The following is an 18,804-nucleotide window of genomic DNA, read 5'->3' as shown; positions in this document are numbered from 1 at the left end:
CCGGGCCGCCGTTGTTCCCCGGCACCTTCAATCCAGCCGAGCCGACTCGAGCTTTAGCCCAGGAAGACACATGATCAGCTCAGAAACAATCGACGACTACCTCACCCGGCTTGCCTCACGCGAACCCACGCCCGGGGGCGGGGCCGCCGCGGCCCTTCATGCCGCCCAGGCGGCGGCTCTGGTTGCAATGGTCGCCAGATACACCACCGGCGGAAAATACGAACAGCATGCCGAACTCGTGAACAGAATCATCAGTGCCGCTGATGAGCTGGTGGCGCAGGCGCTGCGCCTATCGGACGCGGATCAGCAAGCGTTCCAGGGCGTCATCGATTCATACAGACTTCCTTCCGGGACGGACGAGCTCAAAGCGGCACGGACGGCGCGCATCCAGGAGGCTCTCATCTCGGCCGCTGAAGTCCCCGCGCAGCTCGTCGGGCTTGCCGGTGCCATCGTGGATCTCGGATCCGAGCTGTTTGAAGTGGCTAATGCCAGTGTCATCAGCGACATTGCCGCAGCCGCAGATGCAGCCCGCGCGGCCGCAACCACCGCACGCGTCAACATAGACATCAATGTGGTGGCAGTCAAAGATCCCGCTACCCGTTCTCAGTTGGCTGAGCAGACTGACGGGCTCGAGGAGAAAGTCATCCTGGCGGCCGACTCCCTCGTGGAGCGCGTACGCGGAAGGATCCTCAGTTGAGCGCCGCACTTCTCACCGGCAAAGCACTCGCGGGGCTGATCCGGCAGGAGGTTGAGGAACAAGCGAGGAAGCTTGAGGCTGACGGGGTGCGCCCCACGCTGGCAGTAGTGGTGGCCACCGACGACAGTTCCACGCACTGGTACGTGCGGTCCATCAAAAGGGCCGCGGAAAGTGCGGGAATCAACTGCCGGATCGTGGACCTCGGTCGTGATGCCACCGGGCCCGTTGTCGCCTCCGTATTGAGGGACCTCAGCGCAACAGCGTCGGTACACGGCATCATCCTCCAGACACCTCTGCCTGCCGGCGTCCGGACCGAGGAACTGGTTGGCCATATTGCCCCCGAGAAGGACATCGACGGAGCGAATCCCCTGAGCCTTGGGCGTCTGGCTGTGGGCCATCGTTCGTTCGCTCCCGCGACAGCGCGCGCAGTGGTGGAGCTTCTTGACCACTTCGACATCCCCGTCGCGGGACGGAACGTCGTCGTCGTCGGCCGTTCCGCGGTGGTTGGAAAGCCGCTGTCGCTGCTGTTGCTGCAGCGCGATGCTGCGGTCACGGTCTGCCATTCCCGGTCGGGGCCGCTGGAGAAATACACAAGGTCGGCCGACGTCGTGGTTGTCGCGGCAGGCCGTGCCGGCCTGCTGACCGGCAGCCACATCTCCAACGATGCGGTAGTGATCGACGTCGGCACAAATGTGCTTGCCGACGGCTCTCTCGTGGGGGACGTCGATGATGCCAGCGTGCGCGATACTGCCGCGGCTCTGACCCCGGTTCCAGGTGGCGTCGGTTCAGTCACTACCTCCCTGCTTCTCCTGCACACCATCGAAGCCGCGCGGGAGCAGTCAACCGCTCTGGTCCGGGAAGCTGTCGGGTGATCCACAGCGGGCACAACTGTGATCCGGTTGAACCCGTCGTCGTCTCCGTCCACGGGGCGGATACGCCCGAAGGGCAGGCGTTTGTTACCGCCCTGAGGAAGGCGCTGGATTACTCCTACAGGGTGCGGACGCTTGAGAACCACACCGGGGTGCACGCGTTGGGTGAGTGCCCGGACATTGTCTTTGAGTCCCCGGCCCCCGTTGAAGGCCGGCGCCCGGCGCTGCAGATACTCCTCGGAACTGACAGAGCCGCACCGGTTGATGTTGGTGCAGATGCTGACATCACGGTCGTGGATCCTCTGCACCCGGATGCGCCGCTGCGAACCGCCGAAGCCATGGCCTCACTGCCCACCCTGGATGCGATCGGCGGTCTGGGGACGCCCCTACCCGCACCCGGCCTCCAGCATGTGGAGCTGCTGGACTACCCGGACCCGGAAGCTGTCTTCCAGGAGTTGTACGGGCAGTCCGGTCACCGGGTCTGGCTGGACAGCTCGAACCGTGCGGCGGCGGATGCTGTGGAAGGACGAAACCGGTTCAGCATCATGGCTGACGATTCCGGCCGGCACGGGATGCGGGCACACCATGAAAACGGCGTGACCACTGTGGAGTCGAATCTCATCGTCACCCGGGTGCGCGGCCCCTTCTTTGCCTGGCTGGACAGAATATGGGGCCGCACTAGGGCGGCCCGGACTCCCGAGCTTCCCCCCGGGCTGGGGTTCGCCCTTGGCTGGCTCGGGTATCTCGGTTATGAACTCAAACGCGAATGTGGCGGCAACACCGTGCAGTCATCGCTGCCGGATGCTTCCCTGATTCGGTGCAGCCGTGCTGTGGTTTTTGACCATCAGACACGACGCATATACCTGCTGACGGAAAGCGGGCGGGAAGGCCAGCGGTGGTGTGAAGATGCTGCCCGGCGTATCCAACGCTTGCCTCACGTCCCGGCGCCCCTCACTAGCGGCTTGCCGTCCGTGCAGTTCAGCGCAGCTGATTCCGGCGAGTCATACCTTCAGAAGATCACTGCATCCCAGGAGGAGATCAGGCGGGGGAACTCCTACGAGGTCTGCCTTACGACGCAGTTATCCAGCGACGCCCACGCAAGTCTCGATCCGTGGGAGTTCTACCGGAAGCTCCGCCGGGCCAGCCCTGCCCCGTTCGCAAGCTACATACAGCTGGGACCGGTCACCATCGCAAGCTCCTCACCGGAGCGGTTCCTCAGCATCACCGCAGACGGTCGGGTGCGTGCCGAACCCATCAAGGGAACACGACGGCGTGACCCGTCACCGACGGTCGACAGGCATCTGAAGCATGACCTGATGACTTCCGTCAAAGACCGGGCCGAGAACATCATGATTGTCGACCTGATGCGAAACGACCTGTCCCGCCATGCCCTACCGGGAACAGTATCCGTCACACGGCTTTGCGAACTGGAGACGTATGCGACAGTGCACCAATTGGTCAGCACCGTCGAGGCCACCATCGCGCCCGGACGCTCAAGGGCGGCTGTTGTGGCAGCCGCGTATCCGCCGGGATCCATGACAGGTGCTCCCAAGATCAGCAGCATGGATATTCTCGACAGACTTGAATCCGAACCGCGCGGCCCATATTCAGGTGTGGTCGGCTATTTCTCACCCAACGGCGCAGCAGATTTATCCGTCACGATCCGCAGTGCCGTGTTTCATAAGTCCGCCGCCGGCGTTCAGCGGCTTTCTGTGGGAATCGGTGGAGCGATCACAGCCGACTCCCATCCCGAGGAGGAACTTGCAGAAATCCATACGAAAGCCAGGGCCATCCTCGGCGTTCTCAGGACCGGCTTCCCCAGCTGAGCTGACGCTGTTTCCTTCCTCGGGCGTTACAGGACAGCCCTGATCAGCTCCTCGAAATCGCTGACGTGCTGGGTTGTCAGTCGGACTGCGGATTCGGAATCCCCTTCGGCGATACATTCGAGCAGTTTGATGTGCTGAGCGATATGCTCGGACACCGGCGGAAGCTTCTCCAACACCAGGCTCCAGATTCTCGTCGCAAGGTTGTCGTACCGGATGAGGACGTCCTCGAGGTGGCGGCTTCCCGTGGCCCTGTAGATCATCCGGTGCACCCGCATATCCAGCCGCATCAACTCCTTCTGGGACTGCATTTCCGGCAGACGGCGCGCCACCTCCTGCGCGAATTCCTTCAATTCCTGCCTGAGCTGCGGCGACGCCATGCGCGCCGCCCGCGATGCTGCTGCAGGCTCCAGCAGCTGGCGGATTTCGGATATCTCGGCGAGATCAGTGATATCCACGCCCGCTGCAAATGTGCCCCGGCGCGGATAAGCGACCACCAGGTGGTCGCTCTCAAGCCGTTTCATCGCCTCGCGGATCGGCGTCCGCCCTACACCCAGGCGCCTTGAGATGACCTCATCGTTGAGAGGTTCTCCCGGTTTGATGTCGAGCACGATCAATTCGTCGCAGAGAATCCGGTAGGCGTAGTCGGCGAACGATTCATTGTCATGCCTCGTCTGCACGTACGAATCTTCTCCCCCCACTGCTAATTCGCCAACGTTTGCCATCCTCGAAGTCTCCTCCCGCACTACGGTGAACCTTGACGCAAGGCCCTTTGCGTACATGGTATGCCCATGACTGATATATCTGGACGGCGCCGTGGCGATCCCTTCAGGCGCCGCTGCGGGGAATCCGCTGTCCGCGGCCGGACGAAACGCTTGGACACATGGCTGCCATTAAGGAAAAGTCTGGACATGGCCCCGGTCCTGCCATATCATTTGCTGATATATCTATAAGATATCAAACCGTTTCGTGTTCCGGCACGAGACGTCGACGGCAGCACGATGATCACAGAATCGGACGAGGCCACCAACCTACCGCCCGGTCCGTCTCCCGAGGGTCTGCTTTCACCGCAGGCCCATGCCTCACCGAGCAAAGGACCCGCTCATGGCTTTTGATAGTGACCTGAAACCCCATACGCCCGAGGACTTGCCTGCTAACAACGGGGTAGCAGCAGGGCCTCCGCGCAACGAAGGACCTGACAGTGGGGAGGCGAACAAAACAGTCATAACTGTCTCCGACGAAGCAGACAGTAATCCCGTCGCCCTTGGCCCGGAGGAAGGAGGCACTGCGCCTTCGACGGACGACGAGTACCAGGAAATTCTCGAAGAGCTACGTCACGCCAAGACCGAGCGAGCCGTTGCGGATCGTCGGAACCATAAGCTCATTCTCGACAAGATCACGTTCGGGATCACAGGCGTCATTGCCATTGCCTTCGTTATCTGGGGCTTTGCGGGACGCGACAGTCTGGCCGATACATCCACAGGGGCCCTCAACTGGGTCATGGAGTACACAGGATGGCTGTTCATGCTCCTGGCATCGCTCTTCGTAATCTTCGTCCTGTGGTTGGCCCTGGGCAAGTTCGGCAATATCCCGCTCGGCAAAGATGGTGAAAAACCCGAATTCCGTACGGTCTCATGGGTCGCGATGATGTTTGCCGCCGGCATGGGCATCGGGCTGATGTTTTACGGAGTAGCCGAACCGCTTTACCATTACATCTCTCCGCCGCCCGGCACCGTGGACGGACGGACCCCCGAGGCCGTCCAGACCGCTATGGCCACCTCGATCTTCCACTGGACGCTCCACCCCTGGGCCATGTATGCAGTTGTCGGCATCGCTATGGCCTACGGCACGTACCGCTTGGGTCGCAGGCAACTCATCTCCGTCGCCTTCACGTCGATCTTCGGCATCAGGACGGTCGAAGGTCCAATCGGGAAATTCATCAACATCCTGGCTATTTTCGCCACCTTGTTCGGCACCGCTGCATCGTTGGGTCTGGGCGCTCTGCAGATTGGCAGCGGCATGACATCCAACGGTTGGCTGGGCGAGATTGGCACCCCCGTGCTCGTGGTGATTGTCACCATCCTTACCTTGTGCTTCGTGGCTTCGGCCGTCTCTGGCATCAGTCGCGGCATCCAGTGGCTTTCGAACATCAATATGGTCCTCGCCGTCGTCCTCGCACTGATCGTCTTCATCGCCGGACCGACCCTTTTCATCCTCAACCTCATCCCATCAGCGGTCGGCGACTACGCCCGCGACCTGGCCGAGATGTCTTCCCGGACTGAAGCGGTCGGTGACGAGTCCCTGCGTACCTGGATGACCAGCTGGACAATCTTTTACTGGGCCTGGTGGATCTCCTGGACGCCGTTCGTAGGACTTTTCATCGCCCGCATCAGCCGCGGCCGCACCATTCGCCAATTTGTTACCGGTGTGCTCTTGGTTCCCAGCGTCGTCAGCGTCATCTGGTTTGCCACCTTCGGCGGCGCCGCCTTCCACGTCCAGCAGGAAGCCGACGAGGCGAATGCCCCCGGCCTAGTCACCATGGTCGACGGGGCACCGACCGTCAATTTCGACGGAGCACTCTTCGACCTGGTCAAGAACCTGAGCATGCCTGACTGGGCTACCACTGCCGTTATTGTGCTGGCCATGGTCCTGGTCGCTATCTTCTTCATCACGGGCGCCGACGCTGCCTCAATCGTGATGGGATCGCTCAGCTCCAACGGCGCCGAGCAACCCCGCCGCGGAGTGGTCATCTTCTGGGGCTGCCTCACCGGCGCAGTGGCGGCGGTCATGTTGCTGGCCGGCGGCGATGAACCTTCGGAAGCCTTGAGTGGCCTGCAACGAATCACCATCGTGGCAGCCCTACCGTTCGTCATTGTCATGATGTTGCTCTGCTTCGCCCTCACCAAGGACCTGCGTCGCGATCCCCTGTCCTTGCGGCGTCGTCTGGCCACATCCGTAGTAGAGCGGGCCATACGTACCGGCGTGGAACAACACGGTGGCGTGCAGTTCGACCTCGTGACAAAGCACGACTGCGCCGAGAAGTGCCCGGATCCAGACTGCCTGGGAGCGAGTCCGACAGGGAGCATTCCGACAGTCGAGCCCCGCATCCGTAGCCAGGCGGTTAATGACCGCGAATAGCGACCCGTGGTAGCAGCTCACTTCGGCGGCACGCGGCTCTCCGGCCCGTGCCGCCGAGGCATGTCTGTACGGAAAAAACACCTACGAAGAAGAATGCTGCGCTTGTCCTAGCCACGCGGGCTTGTGTGCATCAAGCCTCAGAGATCGTCCTCGGGCCGGGCGGTGACGATCCGATTGGCGTTGACCTGGAGGATGCCGAGCGACTCCTGAATCAGGGGCGAGGTGATGCTGCCCTTGCGCACTGCAGCGACAATGCGGCGGGCGGGGCTGCCCTTTCCGGTAATACGCAATCGAACGACGTTTTCGGCACTGTGCAGGGGTGCCAGCCGCGGCAGGAGCCCCACGCCGAGCCCGGCACCAACGAAGGCAATCTGCGTTTCCCATTCAACCGCCTCGTGGGCGATGCGCGGCGTCACACCAACTGCCGTGAACGCCGCGGTGAAGAGGGAATGGTAGGTGGAACCGGCAGCCTCCGTGATCCAGGGTTCCGACGCCAGCTCTTCGAGCGTCACCGTTTCCCGCGACGCTAACCGATGGTCAGAGGGCACGATCACATCCAGGGGATCGTCAAGCAGTGCGGTCTGCTCGAAGCGCGGATCGTCCTCCACATGGGTGTCGGACTGCATTGCGACGATAACCGCGAGGTCGATTCGCTCCGCAACCAACAGGTCGAAGCAGCGGGACGGATTGGCCTCAAGCACCTGCACCTCCAATAAGGGGCGTGTTGAGCGCAGCGTAGCGGCCAGCGGTGCGAGTAACCGCGCGGCCGCCGTGGAGAATCCGCCGAGACCCAGGTGGGATTGGACCTGGTCACCGGCTTCCAGGGCCGCGGCGCGCAGGCTCTCCCATGCCGCAACGAGACTGTCGGAGCCGGCCACGAGATGACGGCCAGTGGCGGTCAGCCGCACACCCCGTCCGTCCTTCGTCAGTAGCTGCATTCCAAGAGCGCGCTGGAGCTCTCTCAATTGGGCGGAGACGGCGGAGGGAGAGTAACCAGTGAGCTCTGCGGTCGCGCCAACGGTGCCGCACCGGGCGAACACCCGAAGGGTGATGAGTCGCGAATCGATCATGCACTAATTGTGCACCGTTACCTGCCAAAGTCTGCGCTTTTATCGCAGGGGGATCGTGTCTAATCTCATACCTATAACGATTCTGCAAACGCCCCGGTTGTGCTAAACGGCCCATGGTTTCCACGAATCCCCCACTTGCCCGCCCCTCCCGGGAGGAAATACATGTCTGCTCCAGTGAACGTGCCCCTGAATTCACGCGGAAAACTTGCCTCATCACTGCCTGCCGAGCAGTTGGCGGAAATCTCCGAGTTGTTCGCCTTCAGGCGCCAGGGGTACTCACTCGATGCCCCCTTCTACACCGATCCCACTATTTTCAGCATCGACATGCAGGCCATCTTTGGCCAGCACTGGATTTTTGCCGCCAGCATCGCTGAACTGCCGGAACCGGGCGACTACGTCACCGTCGACTACGGCCCGTATTCCCTGATCGTTCTGCACAATGACGACGGCGGGGTGAACGTCCTGCACAACGTGTGCCGCCACCGCGGCGCCCGCGTCCTGACCGAGCCCGCGGGGACCACAGGCAACCTGGTGTGCGGCTACCATTCCTGGACCTACTCGCCCGACGGCAATCTGATTCACGCCTCGGCACCCGGGGAAACGAAGTTCGACAAGGGCTGTTTCGGTCTCAAGCGTGCCCACAGCCGCATGGTAGCCGGATTGATCTTTGTCTGCATTGCGGACGAACCGCCGGCAGATTTTGACGAGACGTCCAAGATCTTCGAGCCTTACCTCGCGCCCCACGATCTGTCGAAGACGAAAATCGCCTATCAGCAGAACATCATCGAAGAGGGCAACTGGAAGCTCGTCATGGAGAACAACCGTGAGTGCTACCACTGCGACGGCCACCCGGAGCTAGCCTGCTCCCTCTTCCCCACCTGGGGCCTGACAGAAGGCCTCATCCCGGCCCATCTCGAGGAAGTGTGGGACCGCAACAAGGAAGCGCAGTCCTCGCTCGAAGAGCGTTGCCGCCGCTATGGCCTCCCCTACGAGGTCGTCGAGGAACTTGACACGCGCGTAGCGGGAATCCGCATCTCACGGGAATCGCTCGACGGTGAAGGCGAATCGTTCTCCCCTGATGGGCGCAGGCTCTCCAAAAAGTTGCTCGGTGACTTGCGGGACTTCCGCCTTGGCCGGTGCTCGATGCACCTGCAGCCCAACAGCTGGTTCCATTTCCAGGGCGACCACGTCATTACGTTCGGCGTCTTCCCCGTCAACGAACACCAGACACTGGTGCGCACCACCTGGCTGGTGGCCGACGACGCCGAGGAAGGCGTCGACTACGATCTCGAGAAACTCACATACACCTGGAAGCAGACGAACCTCCAGGACAAGGCGTTCGTGGAGCTGTGCCAGAGGGGCGCCGGCAGCCCCGCCTATGAGCCCGGCCCGTACATGAAGAGCGAATACCAGGTGGAGGCGTTCATCAACTGGTACGTGCAGCGGGTGCAGGAGCACTTGGCATGATTGAAATCCTCACGCAGGCGGCAATCCAGGAGCCACAGCGCATTCGCGGTCTTGAGATGCCGTGGAACAGGGTGCTGGGCAGCACCGAGGGACCTGCCCGTGCCGCCCACGCGTTGGGCCCCTGGCATCCGCAGGAGTTCATGGCGGAGTGTGTCGAGATCGTTCCCGAGGTGGGTGGCATGAGGACCTTCGTGTTCCGCCGCTGCGATGGTGCGCCGCTGGCGTTCCGTGCGGGACAGTACGTGAACGTTGCCTTTCCCGTGAACGGCGAGGACCAGGATCCGGTGGACCGCAGCTACTCCCTGTCCAGCTCGCCCACGCGGCCGTGGACGTTCGACATCACGGTCAAACGTGATCCCGCTGGACAGGTCTCACCGTGGGTGCACGAGAACGTCAAGCCCGGCATGGTCCTTGAGATGCTCGGACCGGTCGGGGCATTCCACCTGCCCGACGCCGACCGCCGGGCACGGTTTCTCCTGCTGGCCGCCGGTGCAGGCATCACCCCCATCATGTCGATGGTGCGGACCATTCACTCGCTGCCCGGGCAGGCCGATGTTGTGGTGCTCTACCACGGAGCCGCGGCCGGAGGCTTTGCCTTCCACCTGGAGTTGGCCTACATCGCCTCCGTCGACTCGCGGATCAAGGTTTTCTACTCCCTGGGCGACCGCAGCATGCCCGAGGGGTGGGAAGGGCTCACCGGAAGGCTGACGGCGGCCATGCTTGAGGAGGTTGCCCCCGACGCCAACGGTCGCCAGGTTTATGCCTGCGGCCCCGAAGGTTACCTGAACACCGCCACCGAACTCCTCAAGAAGGTGGGCGTGGATGACACCTCCATCCACATGGAATTCTTCTCCGGGGACCGCCAGACGATTCTTGAGTACCAGGCGGAGCTCGCGTTCGCAGTCGACATTGCGGAGGAAATCGCCGAGGAGATCGCCGATTCCGCCGAGGACTACTATGAGAGCCAGCCCGCCGCCTTCGGACTCTACGAGCCCGGCTATGACGCTGATGGACCCCTGGAGGCCACGGGGCTGCCGCTGGAAACCATTGACCCGGATGCAGCCGGCCCGGAAGCCACAACCGGCGCTTCCGACGTGGCGCCGGAACCCGGGTCCCCCGACACCTCGAGCTTCGACACGGTCGGAGCGGGAAGCCTCACTCTGTCCTTCATTCGCACCGGCGTCAATGTACGCGTTGACCCCGACCAACACATCCTTGAGGTGGCCCAGCGGGCGGGGGTAAGGATCGGTGCGAACTGCAAGGAAGGCATGTGCGGCTCCTGCAAGGTCGTCAAGCTCTCCGGAGAGATAGAGATGAACCACCAGGGCGGGATCCGGGCGCGGGAAATCGATGCAGGCAAGTTCCTGCCCTGTTGCTCCACCGCGCGGACCGATATGGTGATCGATGCATAGCGGTTTCCACCGCTCCGGTTGCGAAAATCGTTGAAAACCATCCGCGCCAGTCATCCCACTCTTGGAAGAATCTCCCCTGCTCCTGGGGCCGGACTCCCTTGTACCAGGGGCAGACAGCACCACCGGGTGAGGCGGATACTAAGGGTGTCGGCACGCTTGGAGGAGGGTGGCGTATGAAAGCATCAGTCGGCGATCGCATCCTTGTTCACGGAGCTCACGTGGACGACGCGGAACGCGAGGGTGAAGTGCTGGAGACCCGCGGCGAGGGCGGCGCACCGCCGTACCTGGTCCGCTGGTCCAACGGCTCGGAGGGTCTGGTGTTTCCCGGTCCCGGAGCGGAAATCCGCACCACCGGCGCATGACCGGCAGCGGCAACAAACCCAACAACGACGGCGGCCGTGACCTTTCGCTGGAAAGGTAACGGCCGCCGTCGTACTGGTTTGCCAGGGGTGAACCCTAGAGCGCTGCGTAAACTTCACGCAGCAGGCGGGCTGTCTCGGACGGGGTCTTCCCCACCTTGACGCCGGCGGCCTCGAGGGCCTCCTTCTTCGCCTGTGCGGTGCCGGCGGAACCGGACACGATGGCGCCTGCGTGGCCCATGGTCTTGCCCTCGGGCGCGGTGAAGCCTGCAACGTAGCCGACAACCGGCTTGGTCACGTTGGCCTTGATGAACTCGGCCGCGCGCTCCTCAGCGTCGCCGCCGATCTCGCCGATCATGACGATCGCCTTGGTCTCGGGGTCGGCTTCAAACGCCTCGAGCGCGTCGATGTGGGTGGTGCCGATGACCGGGTCGCCGCCGATGCCGATGGCGGTGGAGAAGCCGAGATCCCGCAGCTCGTACATCATCTGGTAGGTCAGCGTGCCGGACTTCGAGACGAGGCCTACACCTCCCTTGCCCGTGATGTTGGCCGGGGTGATGCCGACCAACGATTCCTCGGGGGTGATGATGCCGGGGCAGTTCGGCCCGATGAGGCGGGTGATCTGCTTGCCGTTCTCATCCACGCGGGACTTCGCCAGCGCCCAGAACTCTGCGGAGTCCTGCACGGGCACGCCCTCGGTGATGATGACGACGAGGCCGATTCCGGCGTCGATGGCTTCAACGACGGCGTCTTTGGTGAACGCCGGCGGGACGAAAACGATGGAAACGTCAGCACCGGTTTCGGCGATGGCTTCCTTCACCGTGCCGAAAACAGGCAGGGTCACGTCACCGTGGGTGACAGTGGTACCGGCCTTGCGTGCGTTCACGCCGCCGACGACCTGGGTTCCGGCCTTGAGCATCAACGCAGTGTGCTTGGTTCCCTCGCCGCCGGTGATGCCCTGGACGATCACCTTGGAGTCTTTGTTCAAAAAGATAGACATATGTGTTCCTTAGTCCTGGAGTCGCGACCGGTCAGCGAGCGGCGTAAGCCAGCTCGGCAGCCTTGTCGGCGCCTTCGTCCATGGTGTCGGCGAGGGTGACCATCGGGTGGTTGGCCTCGGCGAGGATGCGGCGACCCTCTTCGACGTTGTTGCCGTCCAGGCGCACCACGAGGGGCTTGTTTTCCTTGTCGCCAAGGATCTCCAGCGCCTTCACGATGCCGTTGGCCACCGCGTCACAGGCGGTGATGCCACCGAAGACGTTCACGAAGACGCTCTTGACCTGCTCGTCGTTGAGGATGACGTCCAGGCCTGCGGCCATGACCTCGGCAGAGGCTCCACCACCGATGTCGAGGAAGTTCGCGGGCTTCACGTTGCCGTGCTTCTCGCCTGCGTAGGCAACGACGTCGAGCGTGGACATGACGAGCCCAGCGCCGTTGCCGATGATGCCGACCTGACCGTCAAGCTTGACGTAGTTGAGGTCGTTTTCCTTGGCCTTGGCCTCCAGTGGATCCGTGGAGTCCTTGTCCTCGAGCTCGGCGTGGCCCTTCTGGCGGAAGTCAGCGTTCTCATCGAGGGTGACCTTGCCGTCCAGCGCGAGGATTTCACCGGCACCGGTCTTCACCAGCGGGTTCACCTCGACCAGGGTGGCGTCTTCCTTGGTGAAGACGTCCCACAGCTTCAGGATGGTGTTGGCTACGCCCTCACGGAGCTCCGGCGCGAATCCGGCGGCTTCGATGATCTCGTCGGCCTTCGCGCGATCGATACCGACGGCGGGATCGACGGCGATACGTGCCAGCGCTTCGGGACGCTCAACTGCGAGCTGCTCGATTTCCATGCCGCCCTCTACGGAGCACATGGCCAGGTAGTTGCGGTTCGCCCGGTCCAGCAGCACGGAGAAGTAGTACTCCTCAGCGATGTCTGCGCCCTGGGCGATCATCACCTTGTGGACTGTGTGGCCCTTGATATCCATGCCGAGGATTGCGGACGCGTGCTCGAAAGCTTCGTCCGGCGTCTTGGCTACTTTGACGCCGCCGGCCTTACCGCGGCCGCCAACCTTGACCTGCGCCTTGACGACGACAACGCCGCCAATCTTCTCGGCTGCTGCTTTTGCTTCTTCCGGGGTGTGCGCCACGATGCCGGCAAGCACGGGGACGCCGTGAGCCTCGAATAGATCGCGCGCCTGATATTCAAACAGGTCCACTTATCTAGTGTCCTTCTACGTCGAAGTAGGTTTACACAGGGAACTCTAGCCCCTTGGCTCGGAACGCCTTTCCCAGACTACCGGTTTCGTGAGTAAGCACACAGTTCTATGAGTTGTAGAAAAGTAACCTCGTCGGTTACCGTCACGGCCTACTGTGCAGGGAGCGCTTCGAACGCATCGACCGAGGCCACGAAGCCCAGTCCGGTCTCCGATTCGGCGCATACGAGGCCGCGGTCAGTGCCTCCACACCGGAAGCCATTCAATTCGACGGCTGTACCGTCCTCAAGGAGCGGCAGCCGCGAAAGCTGGCTGTCCCCGCCGTCCGCGCCGGGACCGAGTTCAGCTTCCATCAGGGTCATTCCCACCCGGCAGCCGCCGTAGGAGACCCGCTCAGCTGTAAGCAGGATCGTGCCGCCCTTGAACCCCAGGTTGGTGCCGTGACAGTTGTCCGTGACTTTTGCGGGTTCGGGATAACGCGTGAGTTCGCAGTACACGGCCGGCACTTCTAGCACCGTGTCATCACGCTCTCCGCCTGACAGCCGCGGGTCCACCGGGGAGTTGATGATACCGCCCTGCTCGGTGGTGATCGCGCAGTAGGTGGTGCGGTCTTCGGTCAGGAATGCGACGACGTCCTCGCCGAAGTTCTGCAGCTCAGACACGGGCAGTTCCGGCATGGCCGCCAGTTCCTCCCGCGGTGCGAGTTCCGATTCCGGGGTTGGCGCCGGGCTGGCTACCGGCACTTCTACACAGCCGGCCAGCGCCGCCATGATGAACAGCGCACAACCGACGACGACGGCCCGCATCCGCGCGCGCTTCAGCACTCCCCCAGTGGCTGGCTGCATTCCCCGTTACCCGACCTTGGTCAATGGAGCGTAACGGAGCAGGAGCCGCTTCTCTCCAACGTCGAAGCGGACCTTTGCCACCATTTTGTCGCCGCCGCCCTCGACAGCCAGGACAGTGCCGTTGCCGAAGGTGGAGTGGTTGACCTTGTCTCCCGCCGAAACAGCAACCACCTCTTTCTGGGGCTGCACCCTGCCGGCCGCCTTGCCTGGAAGTCCACGCCCGGACTCGTTGCCGCCCGCTGCTCCCGCACCCCAGTAGGAGCCGCTGAACCGCGGACCACTGATGCTCTGTCCACTGGTCCATGCCGGTTTCGCGGCGCCCTCGCGCTTCCAGTGGATGAGCTCTTCAGGAACTTCTCCCACGAACTGGCTCGCCGGGTTGTACTGGCTCTGCCCCCACAGGCTCCGCACCTCCGAACGCGTGATGTACAGCCGCTTGCGTGCTCGAGTGAGACCGACGTAGGCCAAACGCCGTTCTTCCGCGAGCTCCTTCGGGTCGGTGGCGGACCGCTGATGCGGGAAGATGCCCTGTTCCATGCCGGTCAAAAAGACCACCGGAAACTCGAGGCCCTTGGCTGTGTGCAGCGTCATCAGGGTGACGACGCCCTGCCTGCGTGCTTCCTCGACGGCCTTTTCCACGTCCTCGCCGGCACCGGCGGGCGCGTCCGGGATCTGGTCAGCGTCAGCGACGAGTGAGACCTGTTCGAGGAAGTCCCCCAGAGTTCCCTCCGGGTTGTCGATCTCATACTCGCGCACCACCGCGACGAGCTCCGCGAGGTTTTCCACCCGGGACTCGTCCTGCGGATCACTACTGGTGCGCAACTGTGCGAGGTAACCCGTCTGCTCAAGGACAGCTTCCAGGGCAGCGGAAGCACCTGAACCGGCCGCGACCTCTGCCAGGTCGTCAATGAGCTTTACGAACGACGCCACTGCGTTCACCGACCGGGTGGCCATACCGGGCGCCTCATCGGCCCGCCGGAGCGCGTCCATGAAGCTGACGCGGTCACGTTCGGCGAGCGCCGCGATAGCGTACTCCGCCCTGTCACCGATTCCGCGCTTGGGTTCGTTGAGGATACGGCGGAGGTTGACGACGTCGTCCTGGTTGACCAGGACGCGCAGGTAGGCGAGCGCGTCCTTGATCTCCTTGCGCTCGTAGAAGCGGGTTCCGCCGACCACCTTGTACGGCAGCCCGACCCGCATCAGGATTTCCTCGATCGAGCGGGACTGGGCATTGGTCCGGTAGAACACTGCGACGTCCCCGGGCCGCAGGTTTTCCTCATCCTGCAGGCGGTCGATCTCGTCAGCGATGAAGCGCGCTTCCTCGTGCTCGTTTTCGCCGACGTAGCCGATGATTTTCTCGCCGTTGCCCTCGGCAGTCCACAGCCGTTTCTCGGGCCGGTTCGGGTTGCGCGAAATCACGGCGTTGGCAGCGTTGAGGATGTTCTGGGTGGAGCGGTAGTTCTGCTCCAGCAGAATGGTGTGCGCGTTCGGGTAGTCCTCCTCGAATTCCACGATGTTCCGCACGTCGGCGCCGCGGAACGCGTAGATGGACTGGTCGGAGTCACCCACGACGGTCAGCTCGGCGGGTTCCTCCACGTTCTCACCTGCGACACCTACGATCTCCCGCACCAGGGCGTACTGCGCATGGTTGGTGTCCTGGTACTCATCCACGAGGACGTGGCGGAACCGGCGCCGGTAGTAGTCCGCGACACCGGGGAAGGCGCGGAACATGAAGACGGTCTGTGCGATCAGGTCATCGAAGTCCATTGCGTTGGCCTGACGGAGCCGTTGCGCATACCCCTTGTAGACTTCCGCGACCGCCTGCTCAAAGGGGTCGGAGAAGTTGGCGGTCGAGGCGTACTCTTCCTCGTCGATGAGCTCATTCTTCAGCGCGGAGATCTTGTGCTGGATAGCCTTGGGCGCAAACCGCTTCGGATCGAGGTCGAGGCCCTTGGCCACGAGCGTGATCAGGCGGAGGGTGTCCGCTGAGTCGTAGATCGAGAAGTTGGAGTTCAGGCCGATGGACGTTGCCTCACGGCGAAGGATACGCACGCAGGAGGAGTGAAACGTGGAGATCCACATGCGCTTTGCGACATCACCCACCAACCCCTCAATGCGCTCCCGCATCTCTGCAGCAGCCTTGTTGGTGAACGTGATGGCCAGGATCTGGCCGGCGTGCGACCGGCCGGTAGCCATGAGGTAGGCGATGCGATGGCTGAGCACGCGGGTTTTGCCAGAGCCCGCTCCGGCCACGATCAGCAGCGGAGAGCCGCTGTGCCTGACTGCTTCCTCCTGCTGCGGGTTCAACCCGGCAAGGAGTTCCTGTGCGCGCACTTCATCGACGAAGCCGCCACGACGGGGGTGCTCGGCCACATCCGATGAGGACGAGGGCGCAGAGCCGCGTCGGGCTGCGGAGGGTGTACTGAGGTGCGGATCGAAAAGCAAGTCCATGGTGCCTTTAAGTCTAGGCGCTGGCACGGACAGAACCGGTCCGCCGTCGTCGTGCGGGGTTATGCCTGCAGCGGGCAGGAGCGGATAAGGGGCCCGGACACGGCACTGCCCGCCGGATCGAAGGATCCGGCGGGCAGTGTGCGAACGGGTCGGAACTACTTTCTGGCGGTTTCCCGATCCTCCGGCTCCGTCCCCAGTTCGAGGAGCTTGCCGCTTTTGCGGTCGGCGAGGTAAGCCTTCATTTCCCGCTTGATCACCGGCAGGAGCATGTAGACACCGAGCAGGTTCACGAACGCGCAGATGAAGAGTGCGGAGTCCGCGAACGTCAGGACCTGCCCGAAGGTGAGGACCGTTCCTGTCACCGTGAAGAACAGGAAGATCACCTTGTAGAGGACCTCCGACATCTTGCCGCGTCCGAACAGGTACTCCCAGGCCTTGAGCCCGTAGTAGGACCAGGTGATCAGCGTAGAGAAGGCGAACAGCGCCACAGCAACGGCGAGGACGATGGGGAACCAGTCGATCACGGTAGCGAAGGCATCCGAGGTCAGGATGACGCCGTCGGGGGCTCCTTCGCCTGCCTGGACCTGATCGATGCCTGCCTGCAGACTTGGCGCGCCGGCAATGACGATCGTCAGGGCGGTCATGGTGCAGATGATCACCGTATCGACCAGGGGCTCGAACATCGCCACGAAGCCCTCGCTGACGGGCCGACGGGTCTTCACCGCGGAATGCGCGATCGGCGCCGAACCGAGGCCCGCTTCGTTCGAGAAAGCTGCGCGTTGGAAGCCAACGATCATGACACCTACAACGCCGCCCGCCATTCCTGCCGGCGCGAAGGCGCCTTCGATGATTTGACCGAACGCAGTTGGAACCTGGTCGAGATTCACAATGATGACAAACAGGCATGCAGTGACGTAGATGATGCCCATGGCCGGCACCAGCTTGCTGGTGGTGGCACCGATGGACTTGATTCCACCGAGGATGACGGCGCCAACCAGTGCGGCCAGGATGATGCCGAAGATCAATGCGGCGCCCGGGCTTCCGAGGAATCCGTCCGTACCGCCGGTGACTTCCTGCACCTGGGCGAACGTCTGGTTCGCCTGGAACATGTTGCCGCCCGCAATGCCGAAGATAAGGATGGCAACCGCGAAGATTCCGGTGAGGATTTTCGCCGGCCACTTGCCGAATTTCGCGAACGCCACCGGAAGGTATTTGAAGGGGCCGCCGGAGACGGTGCCGTCCTCGTGCACCTCCCGGTACTTCACACCCAGGGTGCACTCTGCGAACTTGGTGCACATACCCAAGAGACCCGCCAGGATCATCCAGAAGGTTGCACCGGGCCCGCCCAGCGCCATTGCTGCGCCGACACCGGCGATGTTTCCAAGCCCGACTGTGCCCGACAAGGCCGAAGTGAGAGCCTGGAAGTGGGGGACTTCCCCGGGATCGTCCTTGGCGGAGTAGCGCCCACGAATCACCTCGTAGGAGACCTTCAATCCCCGAAACTGGATGAAACCGAAGTAGATGGTAAAGATGACGGCCGCAGCGATGAGCCACGCGACCACGACGGGGAAACTGACTTCTCCAATGGTGATCGGGAAGAACACGACTGCGGAGAACCACGTAGCGACAGGTTCGAAAACGGCGTCAATGGCGTCCTCGATGGCTGCAAGCCATCCCACCTGATCTGCGACGGAAGACATGGGGAGTGTTTGGTTTATGACCATCCGTTAAACAAACACCGCTTTGGGTTGTGATTGCAATCACAGGCCGGGGCTCGCGGTCATCGTAATCAAAACGAGACCAAAAACGCACTAGATTTTCCGGAGCTGTTGCTGCAAGGTAACCGTCTAGCATGGAGCCATGGGCAAAACCAAGGCACAGATCGCTCGCAAGCACGGCCGGGCAGCCGCCGGGCTACCGGGCTCCCCCATCGCTGACCGTCCCGCCCCTCCCCGCCATAACGGCAATCTCATCCTCATCCCTGCGGTGGCGGCGGCACTGTTCCTGTTCTGGTACTTCCACTTGCTCACGTTGTCCCAGATGACCCAGCTGTCAGGCGGCCTCAGTATGCCGGACATGCTCCTCGGCGGTTACGACGTGCAGTACATCGAGCAGCTCAGGTCCGCCATGGACACCGCAGCGCTGGGCCAGTTGAGCTACGTTCACAAAACCGCCGGCACGCTCTTCCCGCTACTCTTCGGATTGGCCTGGCTTCTGCTGGTTCAGCTCAACGTTTCACGGCGATGGCTCCGCTGGGTACTGTGGAGCCCGGTTCTCCTCTTTGTCGTGGTTGATCTGTGGGAGAACGTCGCAATCGATTCGGCCCTGGCTGCGCCCGACGCCGGTTCGGTCGCCCTCGCGTCCACACTGACAGTCACTCGGTGGGTGCTTTTTGCAGCAAGCTGCGCAGCCGGCCTGCTCGCTGTGCTGCTCCCCCACCGGGTGCGTTCACGCACCTGAGAAGACTGTAAGCTG

At 62.7% G+C, this 18,804-nt stretch carries 15 protein-coding genes; 8 read left to right on the top strand and 7 right to left on the bottom strand.

Annotation, left to right across the window (positions count from 1 at the left end):
* Positions 1–70 precede the first annotated feature (70 nt).
* Genes RIF85_RS01785 through pabB form a run of 3 tightly spaced genes read left to right on the top strand, consistent with a single transcriptional unit; the run spans position 71 to position 3,392 of the window.
* The gene (locus tag RIF85_RS01785) at positions 71–697 is read left to right on the top strand and encodes a cyclodeaminase/cyclohydrolase family protein (RefSeq protein WP_309070190.1); all 627 of its coding nucleotides are present in this window, start codon (positions 71–73) and stop codon (positions 695–697) included.
* Positions 694–1,569 (top strand): tetrahydrofolate dehydrogenase/cyclohydrolase catalytic domain-containing protein, encoded by an 876-nt coding sequence (locus RIF85_RS01780; protein WP_309070189.1) that lies wholly within the window; start codon positions 694–696, stop codon positions 1,567–1,569. The genes RIF85_RS01785 and RIF85_RS01780 overlap by 4 nt, the downstream gene beginning before the upstream one ends.
* On the top strand, positions 1,566–3,392 hold the full coding sequence (gene pabB, locus RIF85_RS01775; protein WP_309070188.1) for an aminodeoxychorismate synthase component I: 1,827 nt from the start codon (positions 1,566–1,568) through the stop codon (positions 3,390–3,392). The genes RIF85_RS01780 and pabB overlap by 4 nt, the downstream gene beginning before the upstream one ends.
* A 26-nt stretch (positions 3,393–3,418) precedes the next feature.
* Here pabB and RIF85_RS01770 read toward each other — a convergent pair whose 3' ends face one another.
* Positions 3,419–4,114, bottom strand: a complete 696-nt coding sequence (locus RIF85_RS01770; RefSeq protein ID WP_309070187.1) for a GntR family transcriptional regulator — start codon at positions 4,112–4,114, stop codon at positions 3,419–3,421.
* A 379-nt stretch (positions 4,115–4,493) separates the two neighbouring features.
* Between RIF85_RS01770 and RIF85_RS01765 the strand changes: the two genes are divergently transcribed.
* Complete coding sequence (locus tag RIF85_RS01765) at positions 4,494–6,527, top strand: BCCT family transporter (protein ID WP_309070186.1); 2,034 nt, start codon at positions 4,494–4,496, stop codon at positions 6,525–6,527.
* A 137-nt stretch (positions 6,528–6,664) separates the two neighbouring features.
* Here RIF85_RS01765 and RIF85_RS01760 read toward each other — a convergent pair whose 3' ends face one another.
* The gene (locus RIF85_RS01760) at positions 6,665–7,597 is read right to left on the bottom strand and encodes a LysR family transcriptional regulator (RefSeq protein ID WP_309070185.1); all 933 of its coding nucleotides are present in this window, start codon (positions 7,595–7,597) and stop codon (positions 6,665–6,667) included.
* A gap of 162 nt (positions 7,598–7,759) precedes the next feature.
* Here RIF85_RS01760 and RIF85_RS01755 point away from each other — a divergent pair, with 162 nt between their 5' ends.
* From RIF85_RS01755 to RIF85_RS01745, 3 genes are all read left to right on the top strand, one after another.
* Positions 7,760–9,064 (top strand): aromatic ring-hydroxylating dioxygenase subunit alpha, encoded by a 1,305-nt coding sequence (locus RIF85_RS01755; RefSeq protein WP_309070184.1) that lies wholly within the window; start codon positions 7,760–7,762, stop codon positions 9,062–9,064.
* Positions 9,061–10,476: a ferredoxin reductase gene (locus RIF85_RS01750; RefSeq protein WP_309070183.1), complete on the top strand. Its 1,416-nt coding sequence runs from the start codon at positions 9,061–9,063 to the stop codon at positions 10,474–10,476. The genes RIF85_RS01755 and RIF85_RS01750 overlap by 4 nt, the downstream gene beginning before the upstream one ends.
* A gap of 173 nt (positions 10,477–10,649) precedes the next feature.
* Positions 10,650–10,838 carry a DUF1918 domain-containing protein gene (locus RIF85_RS01745; RefSeq protein ID WP_309070182.1) on the top strand — a complete coding sequence of 63 codons (189 nt, stop codon included), beginning with the start codon at positions 10,650–10,652 and terminating at the stop codon, positions 10,836–10,838.
* A gap of 94 nt (positions 10,839–10,932) precedes the next feature.
* Here the strand turns inward: RIF85_RS01745 and sucD are convergent, their stop codons facing one another.
* The 5 genes from sucD to RIF85_RS01720 form a co-directional block, all read right to left on the bottom strand.
* A complete protein-coding gene (sucD, locus tag RIF85_RS01740; RefSeq protein ID WP_309070181.1) occupies positions 10,933–11,835 on the bottom strand; it encodes a succinate--CoA ligase subunit alpha in 903 nt (300 codons plus the stop codon).
* Positions 11,836–11,866: 31 nt separating this feature from the next.
* Entirely contained in the window at positions 11,867–13,036 is a 1,170-nt protein-coding gene (gene sucC, locus RIF85_RS01735) for an ADP-forming succinate--CoA ligase subunit beta (RefSeq protein WP_309070180.1), read from the bottom strand.
* 149 nt (positions 13,037–13,185) lie between these two features.
* Positions 13,186–13,878, bottom strand: coding sequence for a hypothetical protein (locus tag RIF85_RS01730; RefSeq protein ID WP_309070179.1), 693 nt, complete (start codon positions 13,876–13,878; stop codon positions 13,186–13,188).
* A 6-nt stretch (positions 13,879–13,884) separates the two neighbouring features.
* Positions 13,885–16,329 (bottom strand): DNA helicase PcrA, encoded by a 2,445-nt coding sequence (gene pcrA, locus RIF85_RS01725; RefSeq protein ID WP_309070178.1) that lies wholly within the window; start codon positions 16,327–16,329, stop codon positions 13,885–13,887.
* A 155-nt stretch (positions 16,330–16,484) separates the two neighbouring features.
* Positions 16,485–18,029, bottom strand: coding sequence for an alanine/glycine:cation symporter family protein (locus tag RIF85_RS01720; protein WP_309070177.1), 1,545 nt, complete (start codon positions 18,027–18,029; stop codon positions 16,485–16,487).
* Between the two features lie 160 nt (positions 18,030–18,189).
* Between RIF85_RS01720 and RIF85_RS01715 the strand changes: the two genes are divergently transcribed.
* The gene (locus RIF85_RS01715; RefSeq protein ID WP_309070176.1) at positions 18,190–18,789 is read left to right on the top strand and encodes a hypothetical protein; all 600 of its coding nucleotides are present in this window, start codon (positions 18,190–18,192) and stop codon (positions 18,787–18,789) included.
* Positions 18,790–18,804: the final 15 nt, after the last annotated feature.

The sequence above is a fragment of the Arthrobacter sp. genome (genome assembly GCF_031179385.1).
Taxonomy (GTDB): Bacteria; Actinomycetota; Actinomycetes; order Actinomycetales; family Micrococcaceae; genus Arthrobacter_D.
The sequence above is the reverse complement of the archived record's forward strand: the minus strand, read 5'-3'. Positions and strand labels throughout refer to the sequence as shown.

Bases quoted from the DNA above. Each gene is read 5' to 3' on its own strand.
- RIF85_RS01785 (WP_309070190.1), top strand. From the start codon at position 71: ATGATCAGCTCAGAAACAATCGACGACTACCTCACCCGGCTTGCCTCA.
- RIF85_RS01770 (WP_309070187.1), bottom strand. From the start codon at position 4,114: ATGGCAAACGTTGGCGAATTAGCAGTGGGGGGAGAAGATTCGTACGTG.
- RIF85_RS01765 (WP_309070186.1), top strand. From the start codon at position 4,494: ATGGCTTTTGATAGTGACCTGAAACCCCATACGCCCGAGGACTTGCCT.
- RIF85_RS01760 (WP_309070185.1), bottom strand. From the start codon at position 7,597: ATGATCGATTCGCGACTCATCACCCTTCGGGTGTTCGCCCGGTGCGGC.
- RIF85_RS01755 (WP_309070184.1), top strand. From the start codon at position 7,760: ATGTCTGCTCCAGTGAACGTGCCCCTGAATTCACGCGGAAAACTTGCC.
- RIF85_RS01750 (WP_309070183.1), top strand. From the start codon at position 9,061: ATGATTGAAATCCTCACGCAGGCGGCAATCCAGGAGCCACAGCGCATT.
- RIF85_RS01745 (WP_309070182.1), top strand. From the start codon at position 10,650: ATGAAAGCATCAGTCGGCGATCGCATCCTTGTTCACGGAGCTCACGTG.
- sucD (WP_309070181.1), bottom strand. From the start codon at position 11,835: ATGTCTATCTTTTTGAACAAAGACTCCAAGGTGATCGTCCAGGGCATC.
- RIF85_RS01730 (WP_309070179.1), bottom strand. From the start codon at position 13,878: ATGCAGCCAGCCACTGGGGGAGTGCTGAAGCGCGCGCGGATGCGGGCC.
- pcrA (WP_309070178.1), bottom strand. From the start codon at position 16,329: ATGGACTTGCTTTTCGATCCGCACCTCAGTACACCCTCCGCAGCCCGA.
- RIF85_RS01720 (WP_309070177.1), bottom strand. From the start codon at position 18,029: ATGTCTTCCGTCGCAGATCAGGTGGGATGGCTTGCAGCCATCGAGGAC.
- RIF85_RS01715 (WP_309070176.1), top strand. From the start codon at position 18,190: ATGGGCAAAACCAAGGCACAGATCGCTCGCAAGCACGGCCGGGCAGCC.